Source organism: Pseudomonas sp. S2_E02 (genome assembly GCF_054668355.1).
The window spans coordinates 4369998-4394057 of sequence record NZ_CP162761.1; the positions used below are offsets into that span (position 1 = coordinate 4369998).

Consider the following 24060-nt stretch of genomic DNA (forward strand, 5'->3'; position numbering starts at 1 on the left):
CACCCACCTCAGGCGAACTCGCACGTCACGCTGGACTCGCCGTCGAGCGTGGCATGCACACGCTTGAGGCTTTCACCGGTAGCCATGGCATCGAGCAAGCGGTCAGCCACCAGCGGCAGCACGTGCTGATCGAGCAGATGGTCGATCAGGCGCGCACCGCTGTCGCTTTGCGTGCAACGCTCGGACAGGTGATCGACAAGGTTCTGGCACCAGCTGAAATCCAGCTGACGGCGATTCAGGCGCTCGCCGAGACGACCGAGTTTGATCTCGATCAGCTCGCGCAGCACCGGGCCGCCGACCGGGTAGTACGGCACCACTTTCATACGCGCCAGCAGCGCCGGTTTGAAGTGCTTGCTGAGTACCGGGCGAATGGTTTCTTCGAGCACTTCGGCGGTTGGCCGCGCGCCGTTTTCACAGAGGTCGCTGATGCGGTCGCTGCCGAGGTTCGAGGTCATCAGGATCAACGTGTTGCGGAAGTCGATCTCGCGACCTTCGCCGTCGTTGGCCACGCCTTTGTCGAAGATTTGGTAGAACAGGTTGAGCACGTCCGGATCAGCCTTCTCGACTTCATCGAGCAGCACTACCGAGTACGGCTTTTGGCGCACGGCTTCGGTGAGCATGCCGCCCTCGCCATAACCGACGTAGCCTGGTGGCGCGCCGATCAGGCGGGAAACGGTGTGCTTCTCCTGGAATTCGGACATGTTGATGGTGGTGATGAAACGATCACCGCCGTACAGCAAGTCAGCGAGGGCCAGTGCGGTTTCGGTTTTACCGACGCCGCTTGGGCCGACCAGCAGGAACACGCCCACTGGTGCGTCAGGTTTGTTCAGACCGGCAGCGGTGGCGCGCATCGAGCGATCCAGGGCGTGCACGGCTTGTTCCTGACCACGGATGCGCGTGCGCAGGTCGGTGGCGAAACTGGCGACTTTGGCGTTGTGTTCGCGAGCCAGTTGCGCCAATGGCACGCCGGTCCAGGCGCTGATCACTTCGGCGACCAGGCGGGGGCACACTTCGAAGCTGACCAGACGCTCCTTGACCTGTGCGGCGGTCAAGGCGCTGTGGGTTTCGTTGAGCTGGGCTTCCAGCGCTTCGACGCTTTGGCCTTCTTCAACTTCAGCGGCGATGGTTTCGATCACCGTGCCTTCAGCGTCTTCTTCAACGTTGACGGTCGGCTCGACGGCGGCGGCTTCGCGGGCCTTGGCCAGTTGCTGACGCAGTTCCAGCAGGCGCTCGGCCAGTTGTTTCTGTTCAGTCCACAGGGTTTCCAGCGCGACCATTTCGTCTTCGGCTTCGTCGAGACGAGCTTCCAGTGCATCCAGCGCTTCGTAGTCGATCAGCAGACCGGCCTCGGCATCGCGGCGCAGGGCCTGACGCTGACGGCCACCTTCAGCCAGTTCGCCACGCAGGCGCTCAAGGCTTTCCGGGGCAGCGGCGAGGCTGATGCGCACGCGGGCGCAAGCGGTGTCGAGAACGTCGACCGCTTTGTCCGGCAGCTGCCGACCGGCCAGATAACGTGCGGACAGTTCAGCCGCCGAGACCACCGCGTCATCACGCAGATAGATGCCGTGGCTCTTCTCGTAAACCTGGGCCAGACCACGGAGGATGGTCACCGCTTCGCTGACAGTCGGTTCGTGCAGTTGCACCGGTTGGAAACGACGGGCCAGCGCCGGGTCTTTCTCGAAGTATTTCTTGTACTCGGCCCAGGTGGTCGCGGCGATGGTACGCAGTTCGCCACGGGCGAGTGCCGGTTTCAGCAGGTTGGCCGCATCGGAACCGCCAGCGTTGCCGCCCGCGCCGATGAGGGTGTGGGCTTCGTCGATGAACAGAATGATCGGTTTCGGCGAAGCTTTGACTTCGTCGATCACGCCTTTAAGACGACGCTCGAACTCACCTTTGACGCTGGCGCCAGCCTGCAGCAGGCCCATGTCCAGCGACAGCAGTTCAACGCCTTTGAGCACTTGCGGCACTTCACCGGCGGCGATGCGCGAAGCCAATCCTTCGACGATGGCGGTCTTGCCGACACCGGCCTCACCGACGACGATCGGGTTGTTCTTGCGGCGACGGGCGAGGATGTCGACCATCTGCCGGATCGCGCCGTCACGGCACAGCACCGGGTCGAGTTTGCCGTCGCGGGCCTGTTGGGTCAGGTTGTGGGTGAAGCGCTGCAACAGCGATTCGCCCTGCGCCGCTGGTTTGCCATTGGCCGCTGGTTGCTCCTGTTGCGACAGGGCAAATTCCTTCAAGCGATCAATGTTCAGCTTGGCGAGCAGCGGCTGATAACGGCTGCCGGCGTAGCGCATCGGATTGCGCAGCAGCGCGAGGATCAGCGCCGCGTCTTCGACTTGGGTCTGGCCCAGTTCGAGGTTGGCCACCAGCAGCGCGTCTTGCAGCCACTGCACCAGTTCCGGGGCGAACACCGGATTGCGCGATGCACTGTGCTCGACGCGCGATTGCAGCGCAGCGCTCAGTTCACCGGCGTCGACATCGGCATCTTGCAACGCGCGTGCGAGCAAGCCGTTCGGGCGCTCGAGCAGGCCAAGCATCAAATCTTCGACGAGGATCTTGCTGCCGCCACGGGCCACGCAACGCTCGGCGGAACGTTCCAGATCACGACGGGTTTCGGCGTCCAGCGCCTGGATGAGTTGTTGCAGGTCTACGTTGATCATGGCTCACGTCCTTAATGAATTTTGCTGCCCAGGGTTACCACGCCGTCCGCTTTTTCGCGGCCCAGCCAACTGGTCCAACCGAGGCGACAGGCGTTCTGCTCACCGATGCGCAGTTCGCGGATTTCTTCCTGGCGCAACACCAGGCGGATGTCGTAATCGAGCGGGTCACGCAAGGTGAACCGCACCAGCGCGCAGAGCGGCTGGTAACCGAAACCGATCGGCAGGAATTCATGGAATCGCTGCCAGTCGAGTTCGGTGATGTGAATGCGGAATTTGCCGCTGCGGTCGCGCACGTGTTCGCCGAGCACGAGGTCTTCACCGAGCAGGCTGTTGGCGCGGCCCAAACGATTGCGCTGCTCTTCGAGGATCTCCACGCGACGCTCGATGCACTGCTCGATGACCAGGTCTTCGTGCTTGAAGTAGTAACGCAGTACGGCTTCGATCAACGCCGCCGAGTGCGCCCGCAAGCTGAGCAGGCCGAGGTACGGCAGCAGGCGTTTCCAGTTGAGTTCCTTGGCCTTGCGGATCTCTTCGCCACCGAGGCCGATCAGGGCAAACAGCTGCGAAGAGAACGGGTCGATCGCGCCGCTCTGGAAGCTCGCGCGATAGCGATACTTGCGCCAGATCGGCAGCATCAGCCGTTGCAGGCGATGGTGAAAGAGGTCGAGGAAGTTGCGTGTCGGGTTACCGTCCTCGCTGTCGCCCAGGGCTTGTTCACCGTAGAACGCCGGCAGCGGCGAGCCAGAACCGACCAGGCCGATCAGGTTGAAACGCATGCGCGCGCGCATCTGCCCGTGCTCTTCGAAGAACTCGACGCGATCGACGTCGCTGCGCGGAAAGCCCAGGCTCGGGTTGGCCTGAAACTCCACGTGGTCGTACAGATCGTCTTCGCTCAGGTGCGGGTGTGCCTCGCGCAGCCGGTCGATCACCAGCAGCACGGCCTGAAACAGCGAGTACTCGCGTATTACCTTGGTCAGCCCGCTTAAAGCAGGGGCTGCAGGCCCATACGTGGTGTCCATTGGTACACCTCTCCCTGTGTGCTTTTTACGCGCAGTTCATGGAATGAATTGAGACTGGCGTAAAGCGCGAAAAACTCGTTAAGAACCGAAGCGAAGACGAACAGGTCGCCTTCGCCGATGTACCCTTCCGGGTCGATGGTCAGTTCGGTGCGCAAACCGCGCACCGGCAACCCACGGTGCAAGCGGTCGACGTGGTGATGCTTGATGTGCTTGAGGCCGCCGAGCAGGCGTTTGCTGACCTTCTCCGCGTGCTGGTCGTAGTAGCGCGGCAAGTCGTAGGTTTCGAGAATCACCTTCAACGCATTGACGTCGGCCAGCGACAGATAGTTAAGCGACATGTTGCTGATCAGCTTCCACAGGAAGTCACGGTTCAGCGGTGGCGCGAAGCTGGAAGTGGCCGGGGTAATGTTGCGGAAGCTCAAGAACTCCGGCGTCTCTTCACTGGCCATGCAGATGTCGCCGAGCTTGAGCTTGCGCGGCAGGTTCTGGTTGGTGCACATCAGCTCGATCGACAGGGTTTCGTGGGCTTCGGTATGGCGAATACCGAAGCTCAGGTAGGTGTCGAGGCCGTCGTGCAGCAAGGACGAACGCTGGCGGATGCTGTAATGCGGACGGCTGTTGGGCACGTCGAAACTCGGGTCGTGCTCGAAGGATTCGAACGGCACGTACTCCTGATAACCGAGGCCGCCGGGCTTCCAGCCGGTCACGGTTTCCACCGAGAACACACCGCAGTTTTCCAGATCGTATTCCGCCGGCAGCAATAGGTATTCATCCTGTTTGCCGTCGAGGCGAATCGGCAGCGCGTCGTGGGCGAACAGGTTGGCAATCGGCGTGCAGAACAGCTTGACGTTATCCAGGGTCGGCCGCATGCGCATGATGCCGCTCTTGCGAATATCGAAGCGCAATTCGAGGCCGCGCATCTGCTTGAGGGTGTCCTCCGGCAGCGCGTTGATGATGTCCAGACCATTCACATCGACGAACAGGAACTTGTCCTGGAAGGCGAAGTATTCCTGCAGGTAGCGATAGCCGCGGAAGGTGTTCAGCGGATACGGGATCAACGCCTCTTCTTCGGCAAAGCCCACCGGTTTGACCCGATCACCGGGAATCTTGAACGCCATTGGCTTGCCGCTGACGCCATCAATCGGTTTGCCGGCACCGTCGAGCGGGATCAGTTCGATGCCTTCGAGGTTGCGCAACAGGCTCAGGTAGAGCATCTGGCTGATGTAGCGCTCGCCGGCAAAGTGCAGACGCAGTTTGCTCAGTTCCAGCTCACCGAGGTGACCGTCGGCACTCATTTCCAGACGCAGGCTGAGCAGCGAGCCGTCACCCTTCACCGAGTAATTCAGCGCGGCCAGATCCAGCGGCAGCACGTCAGTCGGGTAACAAGTACGGAAGCGGCAACGCACGTCTTCGATCGGCTTGCTTTCAATCGGCGTATCGCGCTCGACGCGCAACGCCGGCCCGGAACGCTTGAGCGGATCGAACTGCAAAATGCTGAACGCCGGCAGCGGGCGCATGTAGTTCGGCCAGAGCAATTGCATCAGCGAATGGCTGAGTTCCGGCAGCTCGTCATCGAGCTTCTGGCGCAGACGCCCAGTCAGAAACGCAAAGCCTTCGAGCAACCGCTCCACGTCCGGATCCCGCCCGGCCTGGCCCAGATACGGCGCCAACGCCGGACTACGCTCGGCGAAACGGCGACCGAGTTGGCGCAGTGCGGTGAGTTCGCTTTGGTAGTAGTGGTTAAAGGACATGTATGGCTGCCTGGGTATTTATTCGTTTGATTTGCAAACTGAAAGCGACTGAGAGCGCAAATATGGGAAAACAAAAAAAATCATTTCGTACTCCGAGCTAGCAAGAACCGTTCAAACTTACCAGCCACCCATATCGCCAGAGCAGTGAGCCCACCTGTAAGAATGCTATAGGCGACCGCTCGAACGGGATAAAGCGGCAACAAGTAAAGCAATATCATCGAAACCATTAAAACAACAATACTAAACTTAAAAAATAGTCTTGGAATTATAGCAACCAATAAATTAGCAAAAACAAATAGGTAAAAAATCATATACATGGCAATCCCAATGGAAGCGCCACGAGACGTCAAACCACCAAATGAAACTTTATACAGAGAGACCCCGCAATAATTAACAACAACATAAACGACGCAGGCAAAAAAGTGCACGAGCAAGCCCGCTGCTATCCTCGTCATCATCTCTTCCACTCTCCATACTTATCTACAGAGCCCTGAGTGATGGAGCTTCTCAATTTCTGATCGGAAACGCCGAGGTAAACTGTGCTGGTCACCACTTTTTCGCGATAGCCCATTCGCCCAGCAAATACTCTTATAGTTTCAGTGCGTAGCTCAAAATTTTCAGAGGCCCACAAAGCACCGCGCAGCACCATGTAGTTATCGTATTCGTTGGTTTTGTCCTCCTTCGGAAATATAGGGATACCATCACCATACGTCATACCGGTTTCAACGGTTTTCTTGATAGCCGTTTCCGAAGACTTGGTTTCTTCCAAATATAAACGGTAGGTATCGGTCGAGAACGGTATTTGTCCAACACCGTCAGTCCAATAGGGCTCGCCCTCGATCATCACCATTATAAATCCGGCGCCGCCCTCTGAACTATTTTTCCAATCACCGGGCATTCTGGGAGCGAAGCTAATTGACATTCTGTCAACAATTGCAAACTTTATAATTTCTGCCCAGGTAAATTGTTTATAAGCATTGTATGCGTCCGTGCCGGCAGTTTTAGACTCGGGATTCACCCATACCTTTTCCCGGTAGTTATCAGCTAGAGGCTCAAACCATTGGATGGCTTCCGCATAGAGCTTTTCAGCCGTCATGATTCTGAACTGAACATCTGATGCATTCGGTTTTACAGCAAAAAGAGGCACGCCATTGCCTCTGGTTATCAGCCAAACATTTGGCAAAGGAAGCTTTTTCGGTTCTTTATCTTCACTCGGCGTAGTTTCGGCTTTAATTTTCAGCTCCGTTTTTCCATCGGAGGTCTCGAAAACATGTGCGATGCCGTCGATAACAATAGAGGTTTCCACGCGATTACTCCGCCGACACGTAGATGGTAACCATCTCGCCTTGTTTACCAGTGGAGAAACACCCCGTGCCCCCAGCTGCCGACGAACATCCCGCTTTTTCTAATCCACTCTCAGAAACCATTCTGTAATTCAAGTTCGCGATTGGTTGTCCGTCCGCTGCATGAAAGGAAAAAACTCGGTTGAAGATCCCAGGAATAACAACGGGCTCCGGCGGCACAAACGGCGCCGGCGAATGCGAATGCGAATTCCCGATAATCACCGTCCCGGATCCAGCCGTAACCTTGTTGCCATGCGTACCCACCGAATCAACCGTCGCGGCAGGTTTGCCGTTGATCAACACAGTGGTCGCCAAACCTCCCGACATCGCACCACCACACGCCGAGGCATCGCCCTGGCGGGCGGCCGCGAGGCCGTCGAAGAACACGTCGCCGGAACCGGCGGCGATCGGATTGGTGCCGTGACCGGGGAGCGAGCAAGCGGTGGGGTCGGATACACGTGCCGCGGGTTTGCCAGACATCGGGGTTCTCCTTAGTTGACCTTGGCTTGATGACTATTCATTTCTTGAGCACACGCCGGAATATTCCAGCCCTCATAACCCGTCGCTGTCGGGTAGATCGCGTGACCGTATACCCACTGCGAGCGTTCATCGGTGGTGAACTCGTTCTGCCAGAGCAGCCATTCGGACGACTTCAGCAACGTGCCGTCTTTTGCATAAACGCGGAAAAAGGCTTCGCTGGCGAATAGCTTGAAAAGCTTTCCCGGTATGCCGAAGGCTGAGTACTGCGGAATGTAGGAACGGATGGAGCACGTACCATTGCCGTTCCAGACAATCGAGTACTCGTGAGCCAGCCGTGCTGCCGTCGTTTTCACGTAACAGGCAATTGAAATCAGGACAGTGGCCGTCAGGGCTAGAAACAGCAAAGCGCTACGCCCCAACTTTGCCAAAAGACCTAAATTCACGGCGCTCCCTCGCATGGTCCTAATTCACCTTCACTTGTCCGCTGCCATCCAGGCGCGCGGAAAAACTGACCTGACGCTTGAACCCTTCAACTTCCAGCAGGCCTTCGATGCTGAAGGCGAGGCGCAGTTGATCGTGGTCACGCGGCAGGGAAATGACACGCACGTTGCTCAGGCGCGGCTCGTAGGCTTCGATGAAGTTTTCGATGGCCAGACGGGCCTGACTCAGGGAGTCGTGCAGGCTCAGACGCATGTCATTGAGATCGGGCAACCCGTAGTCGGACAGCGTTTGCACGCTGCCGGCCCGGGTGCTGAGCATTTTGGCCAGATGGGCAGCCACTGACGCCATGGCACAAGCCTCAAGGCTGTTGCCCTTGCGTAGTTGCGCGTCGCCATTGAGGCGTTCGAACAGGCTGCCGTATCCGTCCATGAGTCGCTCTTACTCTTTGTCCAGCTTGCCAACCAGCGACAGGGTGAAATCGGCACCCATGTACTTGAAGTGCGGACGCACGTTCAAGCTCACGCGGTACCAGCCCGGCTCGCCTTCAACGTCGCTGACGATCACTTGCGCAGCGCGCAGCGGACGACGGCCACGCACTTCGGCGCTCGGGTTTTCCTGGTCGGCAACGTACTGACGGATCCACTTGTTCAGTTCCAGCTCGAGGTCGGTACGCTCTTTCCACGAACCGAGTTGCTCGCGCTGCAGCACTTTCAAGTAGTGAGCCAGGCGGTTGACGATCATCATGTACGGCAGTTGGGTGCCGAGCTTGTAGTTCAGCTCTGCGGCCTTGCCTTCTGCGCTGATGCCGAAGAACTTCGGCTTCTGCACCGAGCTGGCGGAGAAGAACGCCGCGTTGTCGGAGCCTTTACGCATGGTCAGGGAGATGAAGCCTTCCTCGGCCAGTTCGTATTCACGACGGTCGGAAACCAGAACCTCAGTAGGGATCTTGGTTTCGATTTCGCCCATGCTTTCGAAATGGTGCAACGGCAGGTCTTCAACTGCGCCGCCGCTCTGCGGGCCGATGATGTTCGGGCACCAGCGGAATTTGGCGAAGCTGTCGGTCAGCTTGGTGCCGAACGCGTAAGCGGTGTTGCCCCACAGGTAGTGCTCGTGGCTGTTGGCAACGGTTTCCTTGTACACGAACGATTTGACCGGGTTTTCTTCCGGATCGTACGGGTTACGCAGCAGGAAACGCGGCACGGTCAGGCCAACATAACGGGAGTCTTCCGAGGTACGGAAGCTCTGCCATTTGGCGAATTGCGGGCCTTCGAAGTGGTCTTTCAGATCTTTCAGATCCGGCAGGCCGGTGAAGCTTTCCAGACCGAAGAATTTCGGGCCGGCGGCAGCGATGAACGGTGCGTGCGACATGCACGAAACGCTGGCCACGTATTGCATCAGCTTCACGTCTGGCGAGCTTGGCGACATGTAGTAGTTGGCGATGATCGCGCCCACCGGCTGACCACCGAACTGGCCGTATTCAGCGGTGTAGATGTGCTTGTACAGGCCCGACTGCATGACTTCCGGCGAATCTTCGAAATCGTCCAGCAGGTCTTCTTTCGAGACGTTGAGGATTTCGATCTTGATGTTTTCGCGGAAGTTGGTGCGGTCGACCAGCAACTGCAGGCCACGCCACGACGATTCCAGCGCCTGGAAGTCCGGGTGGTGCAGGATCTCGTCCATCTGACGGCTGAGCTTGGCATCGATCTCGGCGATCATGCGGTCAACCATGGCCTTCTTGACCGGCTCACCGTTGTTCTGCGGCTTGAGCAGTTCTTCGATGAAGGCCGACACACCGCGCTTGGCGATGTCGTAGGCTTCGTCGTCCGGAGTCAGACGGGTTTCGGCGATGATGCTGTCGAGAATGCTGTATTCGCCGCTGGCGGCGCTCTTCTCTTGTGCTGCGCTAGTGCTCATTGTGTTGGCTTCCTTGGCTGGAGTCTCAGGCGTCCGGGGCTGCGGCGTTCAGGCCCAGCTCACCGAGTACGCGACCGCGGGATTCGTCGTCGGCGAGCACGCCTTCGATCGCTTTACGGAACGCAGGTGCGTTACCCAGCGGGCCTTTGAGGGCCACCAGCGCATCGCGCAGTTCCATCAGTTTTTTCAGCTCAGGCACTTGCTCGACCAGGCTGGCCGGGTTGAAGTCCTTCATCGAATTGACGCGCAGTTGCACAGCCAGCTCGTCGGCCTCGCCATCTTCCTGCAGACGGTTCGGCACGCTCAGCGTCAGACCCAGCTCTTGCTTGGCCAACACTTCGTCGAAGGTCATCTTGTCGATGCTGATCGGCTTGCGATCTTCGATTTTGCGATCGTCCTTGCGGTGGGTGTAGTCACCGATTGCCAGCAGCTTCAGCGGCAGTTCAATCTCTTCCTGAGCACCGCCGGTGGCGGGTTTGAAGGTGACGTTGATGCGTTCCTTGGGGGCTACCGAGCCTTCTTTGGCCATGGCTTTTCTCCTTGCGGTTGTGGCCCTGGGGCCTATTCGAGTACCACTTCGAGGTCGAGGTGGCACAGCCTGCGATAAATCTCTTCCTTGCGTTCACGTACGGCATGGTTCTGCGGCAACAACTCGCAGCAACTGTGCAGCAGGTGCAGCACTTCCAATGCAAGATCGGGCTCCCAGGCGTGCAGGCCTGAGTCCTGTAATGTCTGATCGAGGGTTTCCAGCTGGTTCTTGGCCAGTTCGTATTTCTTGGCCATGAAGCACAGGCGCGCGAGGGCGAACTGCCAGAAGAAGCGTTCGCGGCCGCCGTGGGCGGATTGCAAACCCTGTTTGAGCGTCTGCACGGCAGGCTTCAAGCCTTCCTTGCGCAGCAGCGGCAGGACTTCCTCAAGGGCCTTTTCCCAGGCCGGCTGGGTTTCGACGTTTTCGCTTTCGACCTTGCGCGGCGCGCTGGCGCTTTGCAGGTGCGGCATGACGTTGGCGGCGATCCACGCCCGGGTGGACGGATCGGCAAACGGCGCGCCGTCATGGAAGCGCAACTCGACAATGCCGGGCAGCCGTTGAACCAAAAGCGCGAAGTGGATCTCCACTTCGCGCATTGCCAATTCGGCGTTGAGGTTCTGGAGACACTCCCAGACCATCCTCTGGCCATCGAACCAGAACGGCGCCTTCGCCAGGCTCGCCTCCAGTTCCACCAGCAGGTCAGCGTATTTGCCCTGATCGAAACGGTCCTGATAGAGCTTGAGCTTTTCCAGCGGCAAACCGCGCAGCACGGTGATCTGCTCGGCGTTGCGCTCCGGCACCGCGTCGATGGTCATCCACAGCAGCGTGCGATTGAGGCGCAGGGCGCGCAGGTCGGTGGCTTTCTGCTTGAGCCACCAGGCGCACAACGGACGGGCGCTTTCCTGTTGGGCGCGCAGGGCTTTGTGCGCCTCGCGCTCGTTGTCGATCGGTGCGCCGGGAGTGAGCAACTGGCTGGCAGCCTGCTTGACCTGCGCCACCGCCGCACCGACCACACCGGGGGCTGGCTGATTGTCGGCCGCGCGCTGGATCATGGTTTTCAGGCGACGGGAGATCGGCAGCAACAGCGGCGAGTCATCGCCCAGGTGCTCAGCACACGCCGCTTCGAGACCGGACAGGTGCTCGGAGAGCTGCCGGAACATCGGCAACTGCTCTTTGATCGCAATGTTTTCGGTGATGACCTGCTCGAGACGCGGCACCAGCCAGCCGATCGCGGCGGCACGGGTGCGGGGTTTGAGCGGGTGAACGTCAGCCCAGTTGTTTTCCGACAGATGGTGCAGCAGACCGAGGCCGGCCAGCAGCCCGGGGAAGGATTCGCGCTGGTACAGCGACCAGGTCAGCCAGGCGCCGACACGTAAATCCTTGGATTGGGTACGCAGCAGGTTTTCGCTGTTTTCGCGAATTTTCAGCCAGTCGATCTGCCCGCTTTCGTGCATCGACGAGGCTTTGGCCAGCTCACTTTCCAAGGCCTCGAATTCGCTCGAAAAACGAACGTCTTCGCCCGCGAAATTCTCTTTGGAAACAGAGACTTTAGCGAGTTCGAGGTAATGGGCGGAAAGTTTGCTTGAGTAGGACATCCATGGCCTTTATTAAGGATTACAGTCAGGCGCCTATTGGAGTTACCGCGGCGCGGGACAGTATCGAAGAGCGGTGAAGCGACTCATCCAATTGAGATGTGCTCTTTCAAGTGGGCGCATCGTAATCACTATGATGGCCACTAGCAAGCATCTGATTAAACAACAAGACGAACTGTTCTTTGTTTGTTGTAGGAGGTTTCCCTATATTCAGTCAGGGAATCCCCGATGCCGTCTTCATATATACGCAGCTGCACGAAACACCTGAAAACCCTGATTTAGAGCGATCGTTCCAATCTGCGGTGATCACCGAAGACCGGGGCCGACGACAATGGCGCGGAGCATGACGGGTTTTGAAAAAAACGGATGTAGGATGATTCCGAAAGATTTCAGTGTTGTTTCAACAATCCACAGCGAGACAACCAACAATGGCAAAAGTGCCATCAATATGATGGCTTTTATATATAGGGTATTGATTTAAGTGTGAGGCAGATCGATAGCCAACCAATGCAATTGATTACGTGGCTTTATTATTGCTGCAGGGCATAACAAATAGGCAGGCATAAAAAATGGGCACCCGACCGCAATCGGTGTGCCCATTTTTTCAGCGGTTCTCCCCGTTATTCGAGGAGTTCGCCGCAATTAAGGATTTACGCTGTCTTTCAACGATTTGCCTGGCTTGAACGCAACAGTGTTGCTGGCCTTGATTTTAACCGGTTCGCCGGTCTGCGGGTTTTTGCCGGTGCGGGCGCCACGGTGGCGTTGCAGGAAGGTGCCGAAGCCGACCAGCGTCACGCTGTCCTTGCGGTGCAGAGCGCCGGTGATTTCTTCGAGAACGGCGTTGAGTACGCGGTTGGCCTGTTCTTTGGTCAGATCTGCTTTTTCAGCGATTGCAGCGGCGAGTTCTGGTTTACGCATTAGTGAAGCCCCTTTGACGGTTTTTTGTTGTTATGTCCGTGCTGTTCTCGTTGGAACAGCGCCCAAGGCGCCGCAGGCTCTACTCTGCGGCAGACGGGAGTGAGAATGGCACGCGGATACCGGCGGCGCCAGTCTCCACGCGACCTTTGTAGGGGCAAAAGCGGGGTGATTCCGACAGAACGACCGGTATTTACGCCAGCAGCGCCGGAAGCTGTTTGTTCAGGGCGAGTTTTTCCATCACCGCTGCACCCGTCAGCGCATAACCGAGCAACTGCCCATCGGCACCGTGGCACAGCGCCTTGATGTCGGCGCCCTGACCTTCGACGGTCCAGACACCTTCGCTACCCCGTGGTGGTGGCGAAACCACCAGCGGGCACACCGGGGTTTTTACGGTGATCGGCATCGGGCCGTAGCTCACGGCAGTAGGGTTTCCAGCGAGGGTTTGCGCCAGCGCGCGCGCGCAACTCATCAGGGGCATCACGTACAGCAGATTCAATCCGTCGACCTCGGCGCAGTCGCCCAGGGCGTAAATATTAGCGTGGGAGGTTTTCAGGTGCCGGTCGACCACGACGCCGCGATTGACCTGCACGCCGGCAGCCGCCGCCAGATCGATACGCGGGCGCAGGCCGATGGCCGAAACCACCACGTCGCAAGGAATGACCTGGCCGTCGGACAGGTGCGCTTCCAGGCCGTCGGCGACTTTTTGCAGGCGGGTCAGTACCGGGCCGAGGTGGAATTTCGCACCAAGGCTTTCCAGCCCGGCCTGCACCGCCGCCGCAGCGGCCGGGTGCAGCAGCATCGGCATGACTTGTTCGCACGGCGCCACCAGTTGCACTTCGTAGCCGCCAACTATCAGGTCGTTGGCAAACTCACAGCCGATCAGTCCAGCGCCGAGCAATAGCACCCGACGCTTGCCCGCCGCAGCGGCGCGGAAGCGCGCATAGTCTTCGAGATCATTGATCGGGAACACCAGATCGCTGCCATCGCCTTCAATCGGCACACGCACGGTTTCCGCGCCCCAGGCGAGAATCAGGTCGCGATAGCTGACCGCCTCCTCGCCAATCCACAGGCGCTTGTGGCCAGCGTCGATGCCGCTGATGCGCGTGTGCGTGCGCACTTCGGCCTTCAACTGCTCGGCCATGGTGCCCGGCTCGGCCATGCTCAGGCCGTCCGCGTCCTTGTTCTTGCCGAAACCGGTGGAGAGCATCGGCTTGGAGTAAGAGCGACCGTCATCAGCAGTGATCAGCAACAGCGGGGTTTCGCTGTCGAGCTTGCGAAACTCGCGGGCCAGGTTGTAGCCCGCCAGGCCAGTGCCAACGATGACGACAGGTGCGCTCATGCCTTACTCCTTTGTTTTTCTTGCTTAGTTGATTTCGATCATTTCGAAGTCCGTCTTGCCGACGCCGCAGTCCGGGCACAGCCAGTCTGCCGGTACATCCTGCCAAGCGGTGCCCGGCGCAATGCCGTCATCCGGCCAACCCTCGGCTTCGTTGTAGATCAGGCCACAGACGATGCATTGCCACTTTTTCATTCAGGTACTTCCTCAGGGTTCAGGCGTGGTGCCGGCGCGGACGGTCGATGGGTGTTGCGCTGCCATCCGGCTCAGGGCGTTTTGTACTGATGGAGCCGGGCAGATGCAAGCCTGTTCGGCGCAACGGCGACCCGGATCAATCAATCTCGCAGCTCGCCATGGTAAGCTCGCCGCCTCATTTGCGGCCAATAATGACTCATTGTGCGACATTCAAATGCCTGCCCGGCCCCGCTCTGGCTGACCCAAAGCCAACTGACGCCCCTCCCCGATTCGGTGACCCTCGACTGGCTGTTCGACGAAGGCTCCCTCACCCGCCGACTGACCCGGCTGTCCCATGATGGCTTCAGCGTCACGCCGTTGTTCGAAGGCTGGGACACTCTGCGCGCCGACGAATGCGCGGCGCTGGAGTTGGCCGAAGGCAGCGAAGGCTGGGTGCGCGAGGTGTATTTGCGCGGTCACGGCGAGGCTTGGGTGTTTGCCCGCAGCGTCGCTTCGCGCGCCGCCTTGCAAGGCGACGGCTTGCATATGGATGAACTGGGTAGCCGTTCGCTGGGCGAATTGCTGTTTTGCGATCAGGCGTTCCAGCGTCGCGCCCTCGAAGTTTGTCACTACCCTGAACAATGGTTGCCGCCAGACGTGAAGGCGCCTGAGCTGTGGGGTCGGCGTTCGCGTTTCGACCGTGGCGCGCTGAGCGTCCTGGTCGCAGAAATCTTCCTGCCGAGCCTGTGGCGGGCCGCCCGCGCCCATCCGGAGAACTGCTGATGTATCAGAGCCTGCTCAAGTCGCTGAACCGCTTGAACCCGCGCGCGTGGGACTTCATTCAGTTGACCCGGATGGACAAGCCGATCGGCATTTATCTGCTGCTGTGGCCAACCCTTTGGGCCCTGTGGATTGCCGGCAAAGGCTCGCCGTCGCTGGCCAACGTGGTGATTTTCGTCCTCGGCGTGGTACTGACCCGCGCCGGCGGTTGCGTGATCAACGACTGGGCCGACCGCAAGGTCGACGGCCACGTCAAACGCACCGCGCAACGACCGCTGGCCAGCGGCAAGATCAGTTCGAAAGAGGCGCTGGTGTTCTTTGCGCTGTTGATGGGAGTGAGTTTTCTGCTGGTGCTGTGCACCAATGCGCCGACGATCTGGCTGTCGCTGGGCGGCCTGGCGTTGGCGTTCACATATCCGTTCATGAAGCGCTACACCTATTACCCGCAAGTGGTGCTGGGCGCGGCGTTTTCGTGGGGCATGCCGATGGCGTTCACGGCCGAGACCGGTGAACTGCCGGCGGCAGCGTGGCTGCTGTGGATCGCCAACCTGCTGTGGACAGTGGGTTACGACACCTATTACGCAATGACCGATCGGGATGACGATTTGAAGATTGGCGTGAAATCCACGGCGATTCTGTTTGGCGAGGCGGACCGGGTGATCATCCTGAGCTTGCAGGGACTGTCGCTGGGCTGCTTGTTGCTGGCGGGGTCGAAGTTCGAGCTGGGGGTATGGTTCCATCTTGGCTTGCTGATGGCTGCCGGGTGTTATGCGTGGGAGTTCTGGTACACCCGCGATCGCGACCGCATGCGTTGTTTCAAGGCGTTCTTGCATAACCATTGGGCCGGGTTGGCGATTTTCGTCGGGATCGTGCTGGATTACGCATTGCGCTAAACGCAAATCAATGCAGCAGTGAGCCTGCTCGCGATAGCGGTGTATCAGCTAGCGAAAATGCCGACTGATACACCGCTATCGCGAGCAGGCTCACTCCTACAGGGTGGCCAGATTATTTCTGCGATTCGTGGACGACGTGCCAGACGTCTTTCATACCATCGCCCTTCATTTCTCCAGGCTTCTCGTCCTTCATGAAGGTGTACAGCGGTTTGCCGTCATAGGCGTACTGCATCATGCCGTCATCGCGCTTGATGACGGTCCATTTGCCTTCAGCCTTGGCTCCCGCCGGCGCCATCATCGGCGGCCAGTTCTTCGCGCAATCGCCGTTGCACATCGATTTACCGCCATCGTCCTTGTCGAACGTATAAACGGTCATGCCTTTGTGATCGACCATCATGCCGTCCTTCATCATGGCCGGCTCGGCGGCCATGGCAAATCCAGGCAGCGTCAGGGCAGCAGCCATCAGCAGGGCTTTCAAAGAAACAGTCATTTGAGTCATGGAAACCTTCTTTTGTGGTTGTCAGGATTCGGACTTAGAGCTTAGTTGAGGATTTGCACAATCGCCGCCGGACTAAAATACTGTCACACGACTGCAATAATTCCGTTATCTAATGCGGCGCAAGACAGTTAAATGACAAGAGGATTAAGGCATGGTTGGCAGGAGCATTCTGATCGTCGACGACGAAGCGCCCATTCGCGAAATGATCGCCGTTGCGTTGGAAATGGCCGGCTATGACTGCCTCGAGGCCGAGAACTCGCAGCAGGCCCACGCCATCATCGTCGACCGCAAGCCGGACCTGATCCTGCTCGACTGGATGCTGCCCGGCACCTCCGGCATCGAACTGGCCCGTCGTCTGAAGCGTGACGAGCTGACCGGGGACATCCCGATCATCATGCTCACCGCCAAGGGCGAAGAGGACAACAAGATCCAGGGTCTGGAAGTCGGCGCCGACGACTACATCACCAAACCGTTTTCCCCGCGCGAACTGGTCGCCCGCCTCAAAGCCGTGCTGCGCCGCGCCGGCCCGACCGACGGCGAAGCGCCGATCGAAGTCGGCGGCCTGCTGCTCGATCCGATCAGCCACCGCGTGACCATCGACGGCAAACCCGCCGAAATGGGCCCGACCGAATACCGTCTGCTGCAATTCTTCATGACCCACCAGGAACGCGCCTACACCCGTGGCCAGTTGCTGGATCAGGTCTGGGGCGGCAACGTCTACGTTGAAGAACGCACCGTCGACGTGCACATCCGGCGCCTGCGCAAGGCCCTCGGCGACGCTTACGAAAATCTGGTACAAACCGTGCGCGGCACCGGCTACCGGTTTTCCACCAAGGCCTGATCCGACCGCCAGACTCGCAGACAAGGACCGTATTTTCCGTGAATCAAAACTGGCATGGCACCCTGATTCGCCACATGCTGCTGTTGGTCACCGCCTGTCTGGTGATCGGCCTGATCACCGGCTATTACGGCTGGAGCCTTGCGGCGGGTCTGGGGATTTATCTGGCCTGGACACTCAAGCAATTGCTGCGTCTGCACGAGTGGCTGCGCCAGCACCAACCCGACGAAGCACCGCCCGATGGCTATGGCCTGTGGGGTGAAGTGTTCGACAGCATCTACCACCTGCAACGCCGCGACCAACGCGTGCGCGGGCGTCTGCAAGCGGTGATCGACCGGGTGCAGGAATCCACCGCCGCGCTGAAAGACGCGGTGATCATGCTCGACAGCGACGGCAATCTGGAATGGTGGAACCGCGCCGCCGAAACCTTGCTTGGCCTCAAGACCCCCCAGGACAGCGGCCAACCGGTGACCAACCTGGTGCGCCATCCGCGTTTCAAGGAGTACTTCGAGCAGGAGAGCTACGCCGAGCCGCTGGAAATCCCCTCGCCGACCAACGATCGCGTGCGTATTCAGCTGTACCTGACCCGCTACGGCAACAACGAACACTTGATGCTGGTGCGCGACGTCACGCGCATCCATCAGCTGGAACAGATGCGCAAAGATTTCATTGCCAACGTCTCCCACGAGTTGCGCACGCCGCTGACGGTGATCTGCGGCTACCTGGAAACCCTGCTCGACAACGTCGAGGAAGTGAATCCGCGCTGGAGTCGCGCGCTGCAGCAGATGCAACAACAGGGCGGGCGCATGCAGACGCTGCTCAACGATTTGTTGTTGCTGGCGAAACTCGAAGCCACCGATTACCCGTCGGACAATCATCCGGTGCAGATCGACACCCTGCTGCAATCGATCAAGAGCGATGCCCAGCAATTGTCGGGCGCGAAGAACCAGCGCATCAGCCTCGAAGCCGATGCCGGCCTGTTGCTCAAGGGCAGCGAGGCGGAGTTGCGCAGTGCGTTTTCCAATCTGGTGTTCAACGCGGTGAAGTACACCCCGGCCGAGGGCAACATCCGCATTCGCTGGTGGGGTGACGATCAAGGCGCACACCTGAGCGTGCAGGATTCCGGCATCGGCATCGACAGCAAACACCTGCCGCGCCTGACCGAGCGTTTCTACCGCGTCGACTCCAGCCGCAACTCCAACACCGGCGGCACCGGGCTGGGTCTGGCCATCGTCAAACACGTGTTACTGCGCCACCGCGCACGCATGGAAATCAGCAGCGTGCCCGGTCACGGCAGCACGTTCACCTGCCATTTCGCCCCGGCTCAGGTGGCTCAGGCGCGGGCCATCAGCGCCGCCGAGTAAGACCGACCGGCACTCGCCACTAGGCAATCGCCATGTCAGCCGCTACATTGGCTGACTTGTGCCTGCCTTTCAGGCGCGACTTTTCTCTCTCTTGAATCACACGGAACCCGCAAAACTCCATCATGGACCCTTCCCCTGGCTTGTCCCTCGCTACAATTTTCGCCGATTTCGGCATGATCCTTTTTGCTCTGATCCTGGTTTTGCTCAACGGCTTTTTCGTTGCGGCGGAATTTGCCATGGTCAAACTGCGCTCGACCCGGGTCGAGGCCATCGCCGATCAGAACGGCTGGCGCGGGCACATCCTGCGCACCGTGCACAGTCAGCTCGATGCATACCTCTCGGCCTGTCAGCTCGGTATCACGCTCGCCTCCCTTGGCCTTGGCTGGGTCGGTGAGCCGGCGTTCGCACACATCCTCGAACCGCTGCTGAGCGCGGTCGGCGTGCAGTCGCCGGAGATCGTCAAAGGTGTTTCGTTCTTCACCGCGTTCTTCATCATTTCGTACTTGCACATCGTGGTTGGTGAGCTGGCCCCGAAATCCTGGGCGATCCGCAAACCCGAGTTGCTGTCGCTATGGACGGCGGTGCCGCTGTACCTGTTCTACTGGGCGATGTACCCGGCGATTTACCTGCTCAACGCCAGCGCCAACGCGATTCTGCGTATCGCAGGGCAAGGCGAACCCGGTCCGCACCATGAACACCATTACAGCCGCGAAGAACTGAAACTGATCCTGCACTCCAGCCGTGGCCAGGATCCGAGCGATCAGGGCATGCGCGTTCTGGCCTCGGCGGTGGAAATGGGCGAGCTGGAAGTGGTCGACTGGGCCAACTCCCGCGAAGACCTGATCACCCTCGAATTCAACGCGCCGCTGAAAGAAATCCTCGCGATGTTCCGTCGCCACAAGTTCAGCCGTTATCCGGTGTACGACAGCGAGCGCCAGGAGTTCGTCGGCCTGCTGCACATCAAGGATCTGCTGCTGGAACTGGCGGCGCTGGACCACATTCCCGAGTCGTTCAACCTGGCTGAGCTGACCCGTCCCCTCGAGCGCGTGTCGCGCCATATGCCGCTGTCGCAGCTGCTGGAGCAGTTCCGCAAGGGCGGCTCGCACTTCGCCGTGGTCGAGGAGGCTGACGGCAACATCATCGGCTACCTGACCATGGAAGACGTGCTGGAAGTGCTGGTCGGTGACATTCAGGACGAACACCGCAAGGCTGAGCGCGGGATCCTCGCCTATCAGCCGGGCAAGCTCTTGGTGCGTGGCGACACGCCGCTGTTCAAGGTGGAACGCCTGCTGGGCATCGACCTCGACCACATCGAAGCCGAGACCCTCGCCGGGCTGGTCTACGAAACCCTGAAACGGGTGCCGGAAGAGGAAGAAGTGCTGGAAGTCGAAGGCCTGCGGATCATCATCAAGAAGATGAAAGGGCCGAAGATTGTGCTGGCGAAGGTGTTGATGCTGGATTGAGTGCAATGCGGGAAACCGCGTTGCCTGCTAAAAGATCGCAGCCTGCGGCAGCTCCTACAGGATCGCATTCCTGTGTAGGAGCTGCCGCAGGCTGCGATCTTTTTTGCTTTATTGCTTGCCCAACGCAAAGTTGGGCAACGCCCCCAGCGGCTGGATGAACTGATACGGAATCGACACCAGCCCCTCGCCGGTATTGCGCTGCACCACAAAGTGCAGGTGCGGGCCGCTGCTGTTGCCGGTATTGCCCGACAGGGCCAGCGGACTGCCCACCGCCACCCGTTGCCCTTCGCGCACGCTCACCGAACCTTGCTTGAGGTGCAGGTACACGCCCATGGTGCCGTCGTCATGCAGTACCCGCACGAAATTGCCGGACGCATCCGAACCGCGCCCGCTCTGGGAATTCTCGGTCTTCACCACCACCCCGGCCCGCGCGGCAATGATCGGCGTGCCTACCGGCATGGCGATGTCCATCGCATAGCGATTCTTCGGCCCATAGTGACTGTACTGACCGTTGGCGCCCTGACTCAGACGAAACGGCCCGCCACGCCACGGCAGCGGATAGCGATAGCCCTGCGCGATACCAGTGGGGTCACCGAGGGAATAGTAGAACTGCGGCGTATACACTAGCGGCTGCTTGCCGGATATCGCCGTCAGCAACGCCAACCGCGTGTTGCTGCGCGCCGGCAAAACCCGGTGGATGGTTTGCGCCGGCGCACCGCGGACATTGCTCAGCCCGGTGAATGCCAAGGCAATTTTGACCGGCGCATACAAATCGTTGCGCACGAAGACCACGTCTGTGCCCTTCTGCTTCTTGATATCGAGGTAAACCTGCCGTTCCAGGCGCTCGACCATGCGGTCCTGAAACACGAACACCTGCGAGCCTTTGCTCGGCCGGTCGCTGTACGACACCACACCGTTGGCATCAGTGGATTTGTAGATGGTCATGGCCACAGCCGAAGTGGATGCCATGAAAAGACCATAGAAAAACAGCAGGCGCGCGAGCATGGGCAAGAGTCTGTCGAAGTAAGGCCTGTGAATGAGCCTAGCAGGTGAAGCAGACCAGGCTAGTCGACAGATGTTTCAAATTAGGCAGCCTAGAAAATGTAAGTCGTAAGGGATGGCCCCTTCGCGAGCAGGCTCGCTCCCACATTTGGAATGCATTCCAGGGTGGGAGCGAGCCTGCTCGCGAAGGCGATGTGTCAGGCGACGAAGATCACGCGCCCGGAACGAAGTGCTTCTGCGCCGTACCGCGGGCGATCAGGCGGGAGATGTAGTCGAGTTTCTGCGCGTCCTGGTCGACGAAACGGAAGGTCAGTTGCAGCCAGTCGCTGTCGGGTTTCTGCTCATGCGCAACGATGGCGTGCAGGTAACCATTGAGACGGGCGATTTCGGCGTTGTCGCCCTGCTCCAGGTCGAGTACGGCGCTGTCGAGGATCTGCGGCAGGGTCTCGGTGCGTTTCACCACCAGCAACGCTTCCTTGATGCTCAGGGCCTTGATCACGCATTGCTGGGTGCCGCTTGGCAGGCGCAATTGGCCCTGACCGCGACCACCGACCGGCGCTTTCGACGTGGCGGGAGCCTGAACCGGTGGGCTGTTGAGCAGACCGCGCGATGGAGCAGCAGCGGGCGCTGGTGCAGCGACGGCAGGTTTGGCGAACGGATTGACCGCCGCCGCAGCCGGAGCACCACCGACCACGGCAGGCTTGCCGCCAGTCAAGGCGCTCAGGGAATCGTTGCCGAACGCCGAGTTCATCTTGGTCGGCGCGCTGTTCATCAGGGTGTCGAGCTTGCCGACCTTGTTCAGCGCCTGTTTGACCTTGGTCAGCAGTTGCTCGTTGGTGAACGGCTTGCTGACGTAGCCGGAAACGCCGGCCTGAATCGCCTGCACGACGTTTTCCTTGTCGCCACGGCTGGTGACCATGACGAACGGCATGGTCTTGAGGTTGTCTTGCTCGCGGCACCAGGTCAGCAGCTCGAGACCGGACATTTCCGGCATTTCCCAGTCGCACAGAACCAGGTCGAACGCTTCCCTGGCCAGCATGGCCTGAGCCTTTTTGCCGTTGACGGCGTCCTCGGTGCGGATCCCCGGGAAGTAATTACGCAGGCACTTTTTCACCAGGTCACGAATGAACGAAGCATCGTCCACGACCAACACACTGATCTTGCTCATCCAACACCCCTATTAAAATCCCGGCAAGCATAACGCTGGCTGATGGCACATTGCCAAAACTCTTCAGTCACGCCGGGACTTTTCGTTCGCGGGTGCTGCTTTTTAATTCGGTTCTGCCCATGAAAAGCACAAACAAAAACGCCCGGCCAAAGGGCCGGGCGCTTTTCTCAGGCAATCTTACTTATCGTCAGCATCGCCCGGAACATTAGCGGTTTCGCCGCTTGTGCCTTCAACTTCTTCTTTCATGCGTTTGAGGCCCATGTGGCGCACGTCGGTGCCGCGCACCAGGTAAATGACCAATTCGGAGATGTTGCGTGCGTGGTCGCCGATGCGTTCCAGCGAACGCAGCACCCAGATAATGCTCAAGACCCGCGAGATAGAGCGCGGGTCTTCCATCATGTAGGTCGCCAGCTCACGCAGGGCGGTCTTGTATTCGCGGTCGATGATCTTGTCGTACTGCGCCACCGACAACGCCAGATCGGCGTCGAAACGGGCGAACGCGTCCAGCGCATCGCGAACCATGTTGCGCACCTGGTCGCCGATATGGCGAACCTCGACGTAACCGCGTGGCGCTTCACCTTCTTCGCACAATTGAATCGCACGGCGAGCAATCTTGGTCGCTTCGTCACCGATGCGCTCCAGGTCGATCACCGACTTGGAAATGCTGATGATCAGACGCAGATCGGAGGCCGCCGGTTGACGGCGGGCGAGAATGCGCAGGCATTCTTCGTCGATGTTGCGTTCCATCTGGTTGATCTGGTCATCGATCTCGCGCACTTGCTGAGCGAGACCGGAGTCGGCTTCGATCAGTGCGGTGACCGCGTCGTTGACCTGCTTCTCGACCAGCCCGCCCATGGCCAGGAGGTGGCTGCGCACTTCCTCGAGCTCAGCGTTGAACTGCGCGGAGATGTGGTGGGTAAGGCCTTCTTTACTAATCATGTTGGCGTCCTTGGAGCGTCCGGTAAGGTGCGGCGGGCCGCAGCGTCAATTCTGTGAATAACCCGCAACTGTCAGCCATAACGACCGGTGATGTAGTCTTCGGTCTGCTTCTTCGCCGGATTGGTGAACAGGGTATCGGTGTCGCCAAATTCCACCAGTTTGCCCATGTACATGAACGCCGTGTAGTCGGACACCCGCGCGGCCTGTTGCATGTTGTGCGTAACGATAACGATAGTGAACTTGGACTTCAGCTCGTAGATCAGCTCTTCGACTTTCAGCGTCGAGATCGGGTCAAGGGCCGAGCACGGTTCGTCGAGCAGCAGCACTTCCGGCTCAACCGCGATGGTACGGGCGATGACCAGACGCTGTTGCTGACCACCGGACAGGCCGAGTGCCGATTCATGCAGACGATCTTTGACTTCGTCCCACAGTGCCGCGCCTTTCAACGCCCACTCGACCGCTTCGTCGAGGACGCGCTTCTTGTTGATGCCCTGGATGCGCAGACCGTAAACGACGTTTTCGTAGATGGTCTTCGGGAACGGGTTGGGCTTCTGGAACACCATGCCGACGCGACGACGCAGCTCCGCAACGTCTTCGCCCTTGCGATAGATGTTATTGCCGTAGAGGTTGATCGCGCCTTCTACGCGGCAGCCGTCAACCAGGTCGTTCATGCGGTTGAAGGTGCGCAGCAGCGTGGATTTACCGCAGCCGGACGGGCCGATGAACGCGGTCACGCGCTGCTTCGGGATGTTCATGCTGACGTCGAACAGTGCTTGTTTCTCACCGTAGTACAGGCTCAGGCCCGGTACTTCGATGGCCACGGTTTCCTGCGCCAGATTCAGGCTCTGCTTGTCGCGACCCAGGGCAGACATGTTGATGCCGTGGGTATGTGTTTCGTGCTGCATGGGAGGCTCCCTGTGCTAACAAATTCGGTTCGGAACACTGCTCGGT

Annotated in this window: 24 protein-coding genes; 5 read left to right on the plus strand and 19 right to left on the minus strand. The window is 59.3% G+C overall.

Annotated elements, in window-relative coordinates; genetic code table 11:
- Positions 1–8: 8 nt before the first annotated feature.
- From tssH to AB4O01_RS19790, 14 genes are all read right to left on the minus strand, one after another.
- Positions 9–2666, minus strand: coding sequence for a type VI secretion system ATPase TssH (gene tssH / locus AB4O01_RS19725; RefSeq protein ID WP_460089298.1), 2658 nt, complete (start codon positions 2664–2666; stop codon positions 9–11).
- Between the two features lie 11 nt (positions 2667–2677).
- Entirely contained in the window at positions 2678–3685 is a 1008-nt protein-coding gene (gene tssG / locus AB4O01_RS19730) for a type VI secretion system baseplate subunit TssG (protein WP_016985779.1), read from the minus strand.
- Positions 3649–5436 (minus strand): type VI secretion system baseplate subunit TssF, encoded by a 1788-nt coding sequence (gene tssF / locus AB4O01_RS19735; protein WP_093429639.1) that lies wholly within the window; start codon positions 5434–5436, stop codon positions 3649–3651. The genes tssG and tssF overlap by 37 nt, the downstream gene beginning before the upstream one ends.
- An 80-nt stretch (positions 5437–5516) precedes the next feature.
- Complete coding sequence (locus AB4O01_RS19740; protein WP_460092292.1) at positions 5517–5894, minus strand: hypothetical protein; 378 nt, start codon at positions 5892–5894, stop codon at positions 5517–5519.
- Positions 5891–6742: a hypothetical protein gene (locus AB4O01_RS19745; RefSeq protein ID WP_093429637.1), complete on the minus strand. Its 852-nt coding sequence runs from the start codon at positions 6740–6742 to the stop codon at positions 5891–5893. Before AB4O01_RS19745 ends, AB4O01_RS19740 begins: the two co-directional genes overlap by 4 nt.
- A gap of 4 nt (positions 6743–6746) precedes the next feature.
- Positions 6747–7259, minus strand: a complete 513-nt coding sequence (locus tag AB4O01_RS19750) for a PAAR domain-containing protein (RefSeq protein ID WP_460089300.1) — start codon at positions 7257–7259, stop codon at positions 6747–6749.
- Positions 7260–7270: 11 nt separating this feature from the next.
- The gene (locus AB4O01_RS19755; RefSeq protein WP_236427323.1) at positions 7271–7702 is read right to left on the minus strand and encodes a hypothetical protein; all 432 of its coding nucleotides are present in this window, start codon (positions 7700–7702) and stop codon (positions 7271–7273) included.
- A gap of 19 nt (positions 7703–7721) precedes the next feature.
- Entirely contained in the window at positions 7722–8129 is a 408-nt protein-coding gene (gene tssE, locus AB4O01_RS19760) for a type VI secretion system baseplate subunit TssE (protein WP_093429635.1), read from the minus strand.
- A gap of 9 nt (positions 8130–8138) precedes the next feature.
- Positions 8139–9614: a type VI secretion system contractile sheath large subunit gene (gene tssC, locus AB4O01_RS19765; protein ID WP_016772499.1), complete on the minus strand. Its 1476-nt coding sequence runs from the start codon at positions 9612–9614 to the stop codon at positions 8139–8141.
- A 25-nt stretch (positions 9615–9639) separates the two neighbouring features.
- Positions 9640–10143 carry a type VI secretion system contractile sheath small subunit gene (tssB, locus tag AB4O01_RS19770; RefSeq protein WP_003229587.1) on the minus strand — a complete coding sequence of 168 codons (504 nt, stop codon included), beginning with the start codon at positions 10141–10143 and terminating at the stop codon, positions 9640–9642.
- Between the two features lie 32 nt (positions 10144–10175).
- On the minus strand, positions 10176–11738 hold the full coding sequence (gene tssA / locus AB4O01_RS19775; RefSeq protein ID WP_038359349.1) for a type VI secretion system protein TssA: 1563 nt from the start codon (positions 11736–11738) through the stop codon (positions 10176–10178).
- Between the two features lie 639 nt (positions 11739–12377).
- On the minus strand, positions 12378–12653 hold the full coding sequence (locus AB4O01_RS19780; RefSeq protein WP_003213368.1) for an HU family DNA-binding protein: 276 nt from the start codon (positions 12651–12653) through the stop codon (positions 12378–12380).
- Positions 12654–12843: 190 nt separating this feature from the next.
- A complete protein-coding gene (locus AB4O01_RS19785; RefSeq protein ID WP_460089301.1) occupies positions 12844–13992 on the minus strand; it encodes an NAD(P)/FAD-dependent oxidoreductase in 1149 nt (382 codons plus the stop codon).
- A gap of 24 nt (positions 13993–14016) precedes the next feature.
- Entirely contained in the window at positions 14017–14184 is a 168-nt protein-coding gene (locus AB4O01_RS19790) for a rubredoxin (RefSeq protein WP_095049651.1), read from the minus strand.
- A 201-nt stretch (positions 14185–14385) separates the two neighbouring features.
- Between AB4O01_RS19790 and AB4O01_RS19795 the strand changes: the two genes are divergently transcribed.
- Positions 14386–14946 (plus strand): chorismate--pyruvate lyase family protein, encoded by a 561-nt coding sequence (locus AB4O01_RS19795; protein WP_116254216.1) that lies wholly within the window; start codon positions 14386–14388, stop codon positions 14944–14946.
- A complete protein-coding gene (gene ubiA / locus AB4O01_RS19800) occupies positions 14946–15836 on the plus strand; it encodes a 4-hydroxybenzoate octaprenyltransferase (protein ID WP_460089303.1) in 891 nt (296 codons plus the stop codon). Before AB4O01_RS19795 ends, ubiA begins: the two co-directional genes overlap by 1 nt.
- Before the next feature lie 112 nt (positions 15837–15948).
- Here the strand turns inward: ubiA and AB4O01_RS19805 are convergent, their stop codons facing one another.
- Positions 15949–16335 carry a COG4315 family predicted lipoprotein gene (locus AB4O01_RS19805; RefSeq protein WP_460089305.1) on the minus strand — a complete coding sequence of 129 codons (387 nt, stop codon included), beginning with the start codon at positions 16333–16335 and terminating at the stop codon, positions 15949–15951.
- Positions 16336–16486: 151 nt separating this feature from the next.
- Between AB4O01_RS19805 and phoB the strand changes: the two genes are divergently transcribed.
- The 3 genes from phoB to AB4O01_RS19820 all read left to right on the plus strand — a co-directional run bounded on the left by phoB (position 16487) and on the right by AB4O01_RS19820 (position 20000).
- Complete coding sequence (phoB, locus tag AB4O01_RS19810) at positions 16487–17176, plus strand: phosphate regulon transcriptional regulator PhoB (RefSeq protein WP_007896474.1); 690 nt, start codon at positions 16487–16489, stop codon at positions 17174–17176.
- A gap of 74 nt (positions 17177–17250) precedes the next feature.
- Positions 17251–18537: a phosphate regulon sensor histidine kinase PhoR gene (gene phoR / locus AB4O01_RS19815; RefSeq protein WP_256573782.1), complete on the plus strand. Its 1287-nt coding sequence runs from the start codon at positions 17251–17253 to the stop codon at positions 18535–18537.
- Positions 18538–18659: 122 nt separating this feature from the next.
- Complete coding sequence (locus tag AB4O01_RS19820) at positions 18660–20000, plus strand: hemolysin family protein (protein WP_007920256.1); 1341 nt, start codon at positions 18660–18662, stop codon at positions 19998–20000.
- Between the two features lie 108 nt (positions 20001–20108).
- Here AB4O01_RS19820 and AB4O01_RS19825 read toward each other — a convergent pair whose 3' ends face one another.
- The 4 genes from AB4O01_RS19825 to pstB all read right to left on the minus strand — a co-directional run bounded on the left by AB4O01_RS19825 (position 20109) and on the right by pstB (position 24014).
- Positions 20109–21005 carry a peptidoglycan DD-metalloendopeptidase family protein gene (locus AB4O01_RS19825; protein WP_093429628.1) on the minus strand — a complete coding sequence of 299 codons (897 nt, stop codon included), beginning with the start codon at positions 21003–21005 and terminating at the stop codon, positions 20109–20111.
- 208 nt (positions 21006–21213) lie between these two features.
- Complete coding sequence (locus tag AB4O01_RS19830) at positions 21214–22170, minus strand: response regulator (protein ID WP_093429627.1); 957 nt, start codon at positions 22168–22170, stop codon at positions 21214–21216.
- A 177-nt stretch (positions 22171–22347) separates the two neighbouring features.
- Complete coding sequence (gene phoU / locus AB4O01_RS19835) at positions 22348–23109, minus strand: phosphate signaling complex protein PhoU (RefSeq protein ID WP_007954334.1); 762 nt, start codon at positions 23107–23109, stop codon at positions 22348–22350.
- A gap of 71 nt (positions 23110–23180) precedes the next feature.
- Entirely contained in the window at positions 23181–24014 is an 834-nt protein-coding gene (gene pstB, locus AB4O01_RS19840; protein WP_095049644.1) for a phosphate ABC transporter ATP-binding protein PstB, read from the minus strand.
- Positions 24015–24060 lie beyond the last annotated feature (46 nt).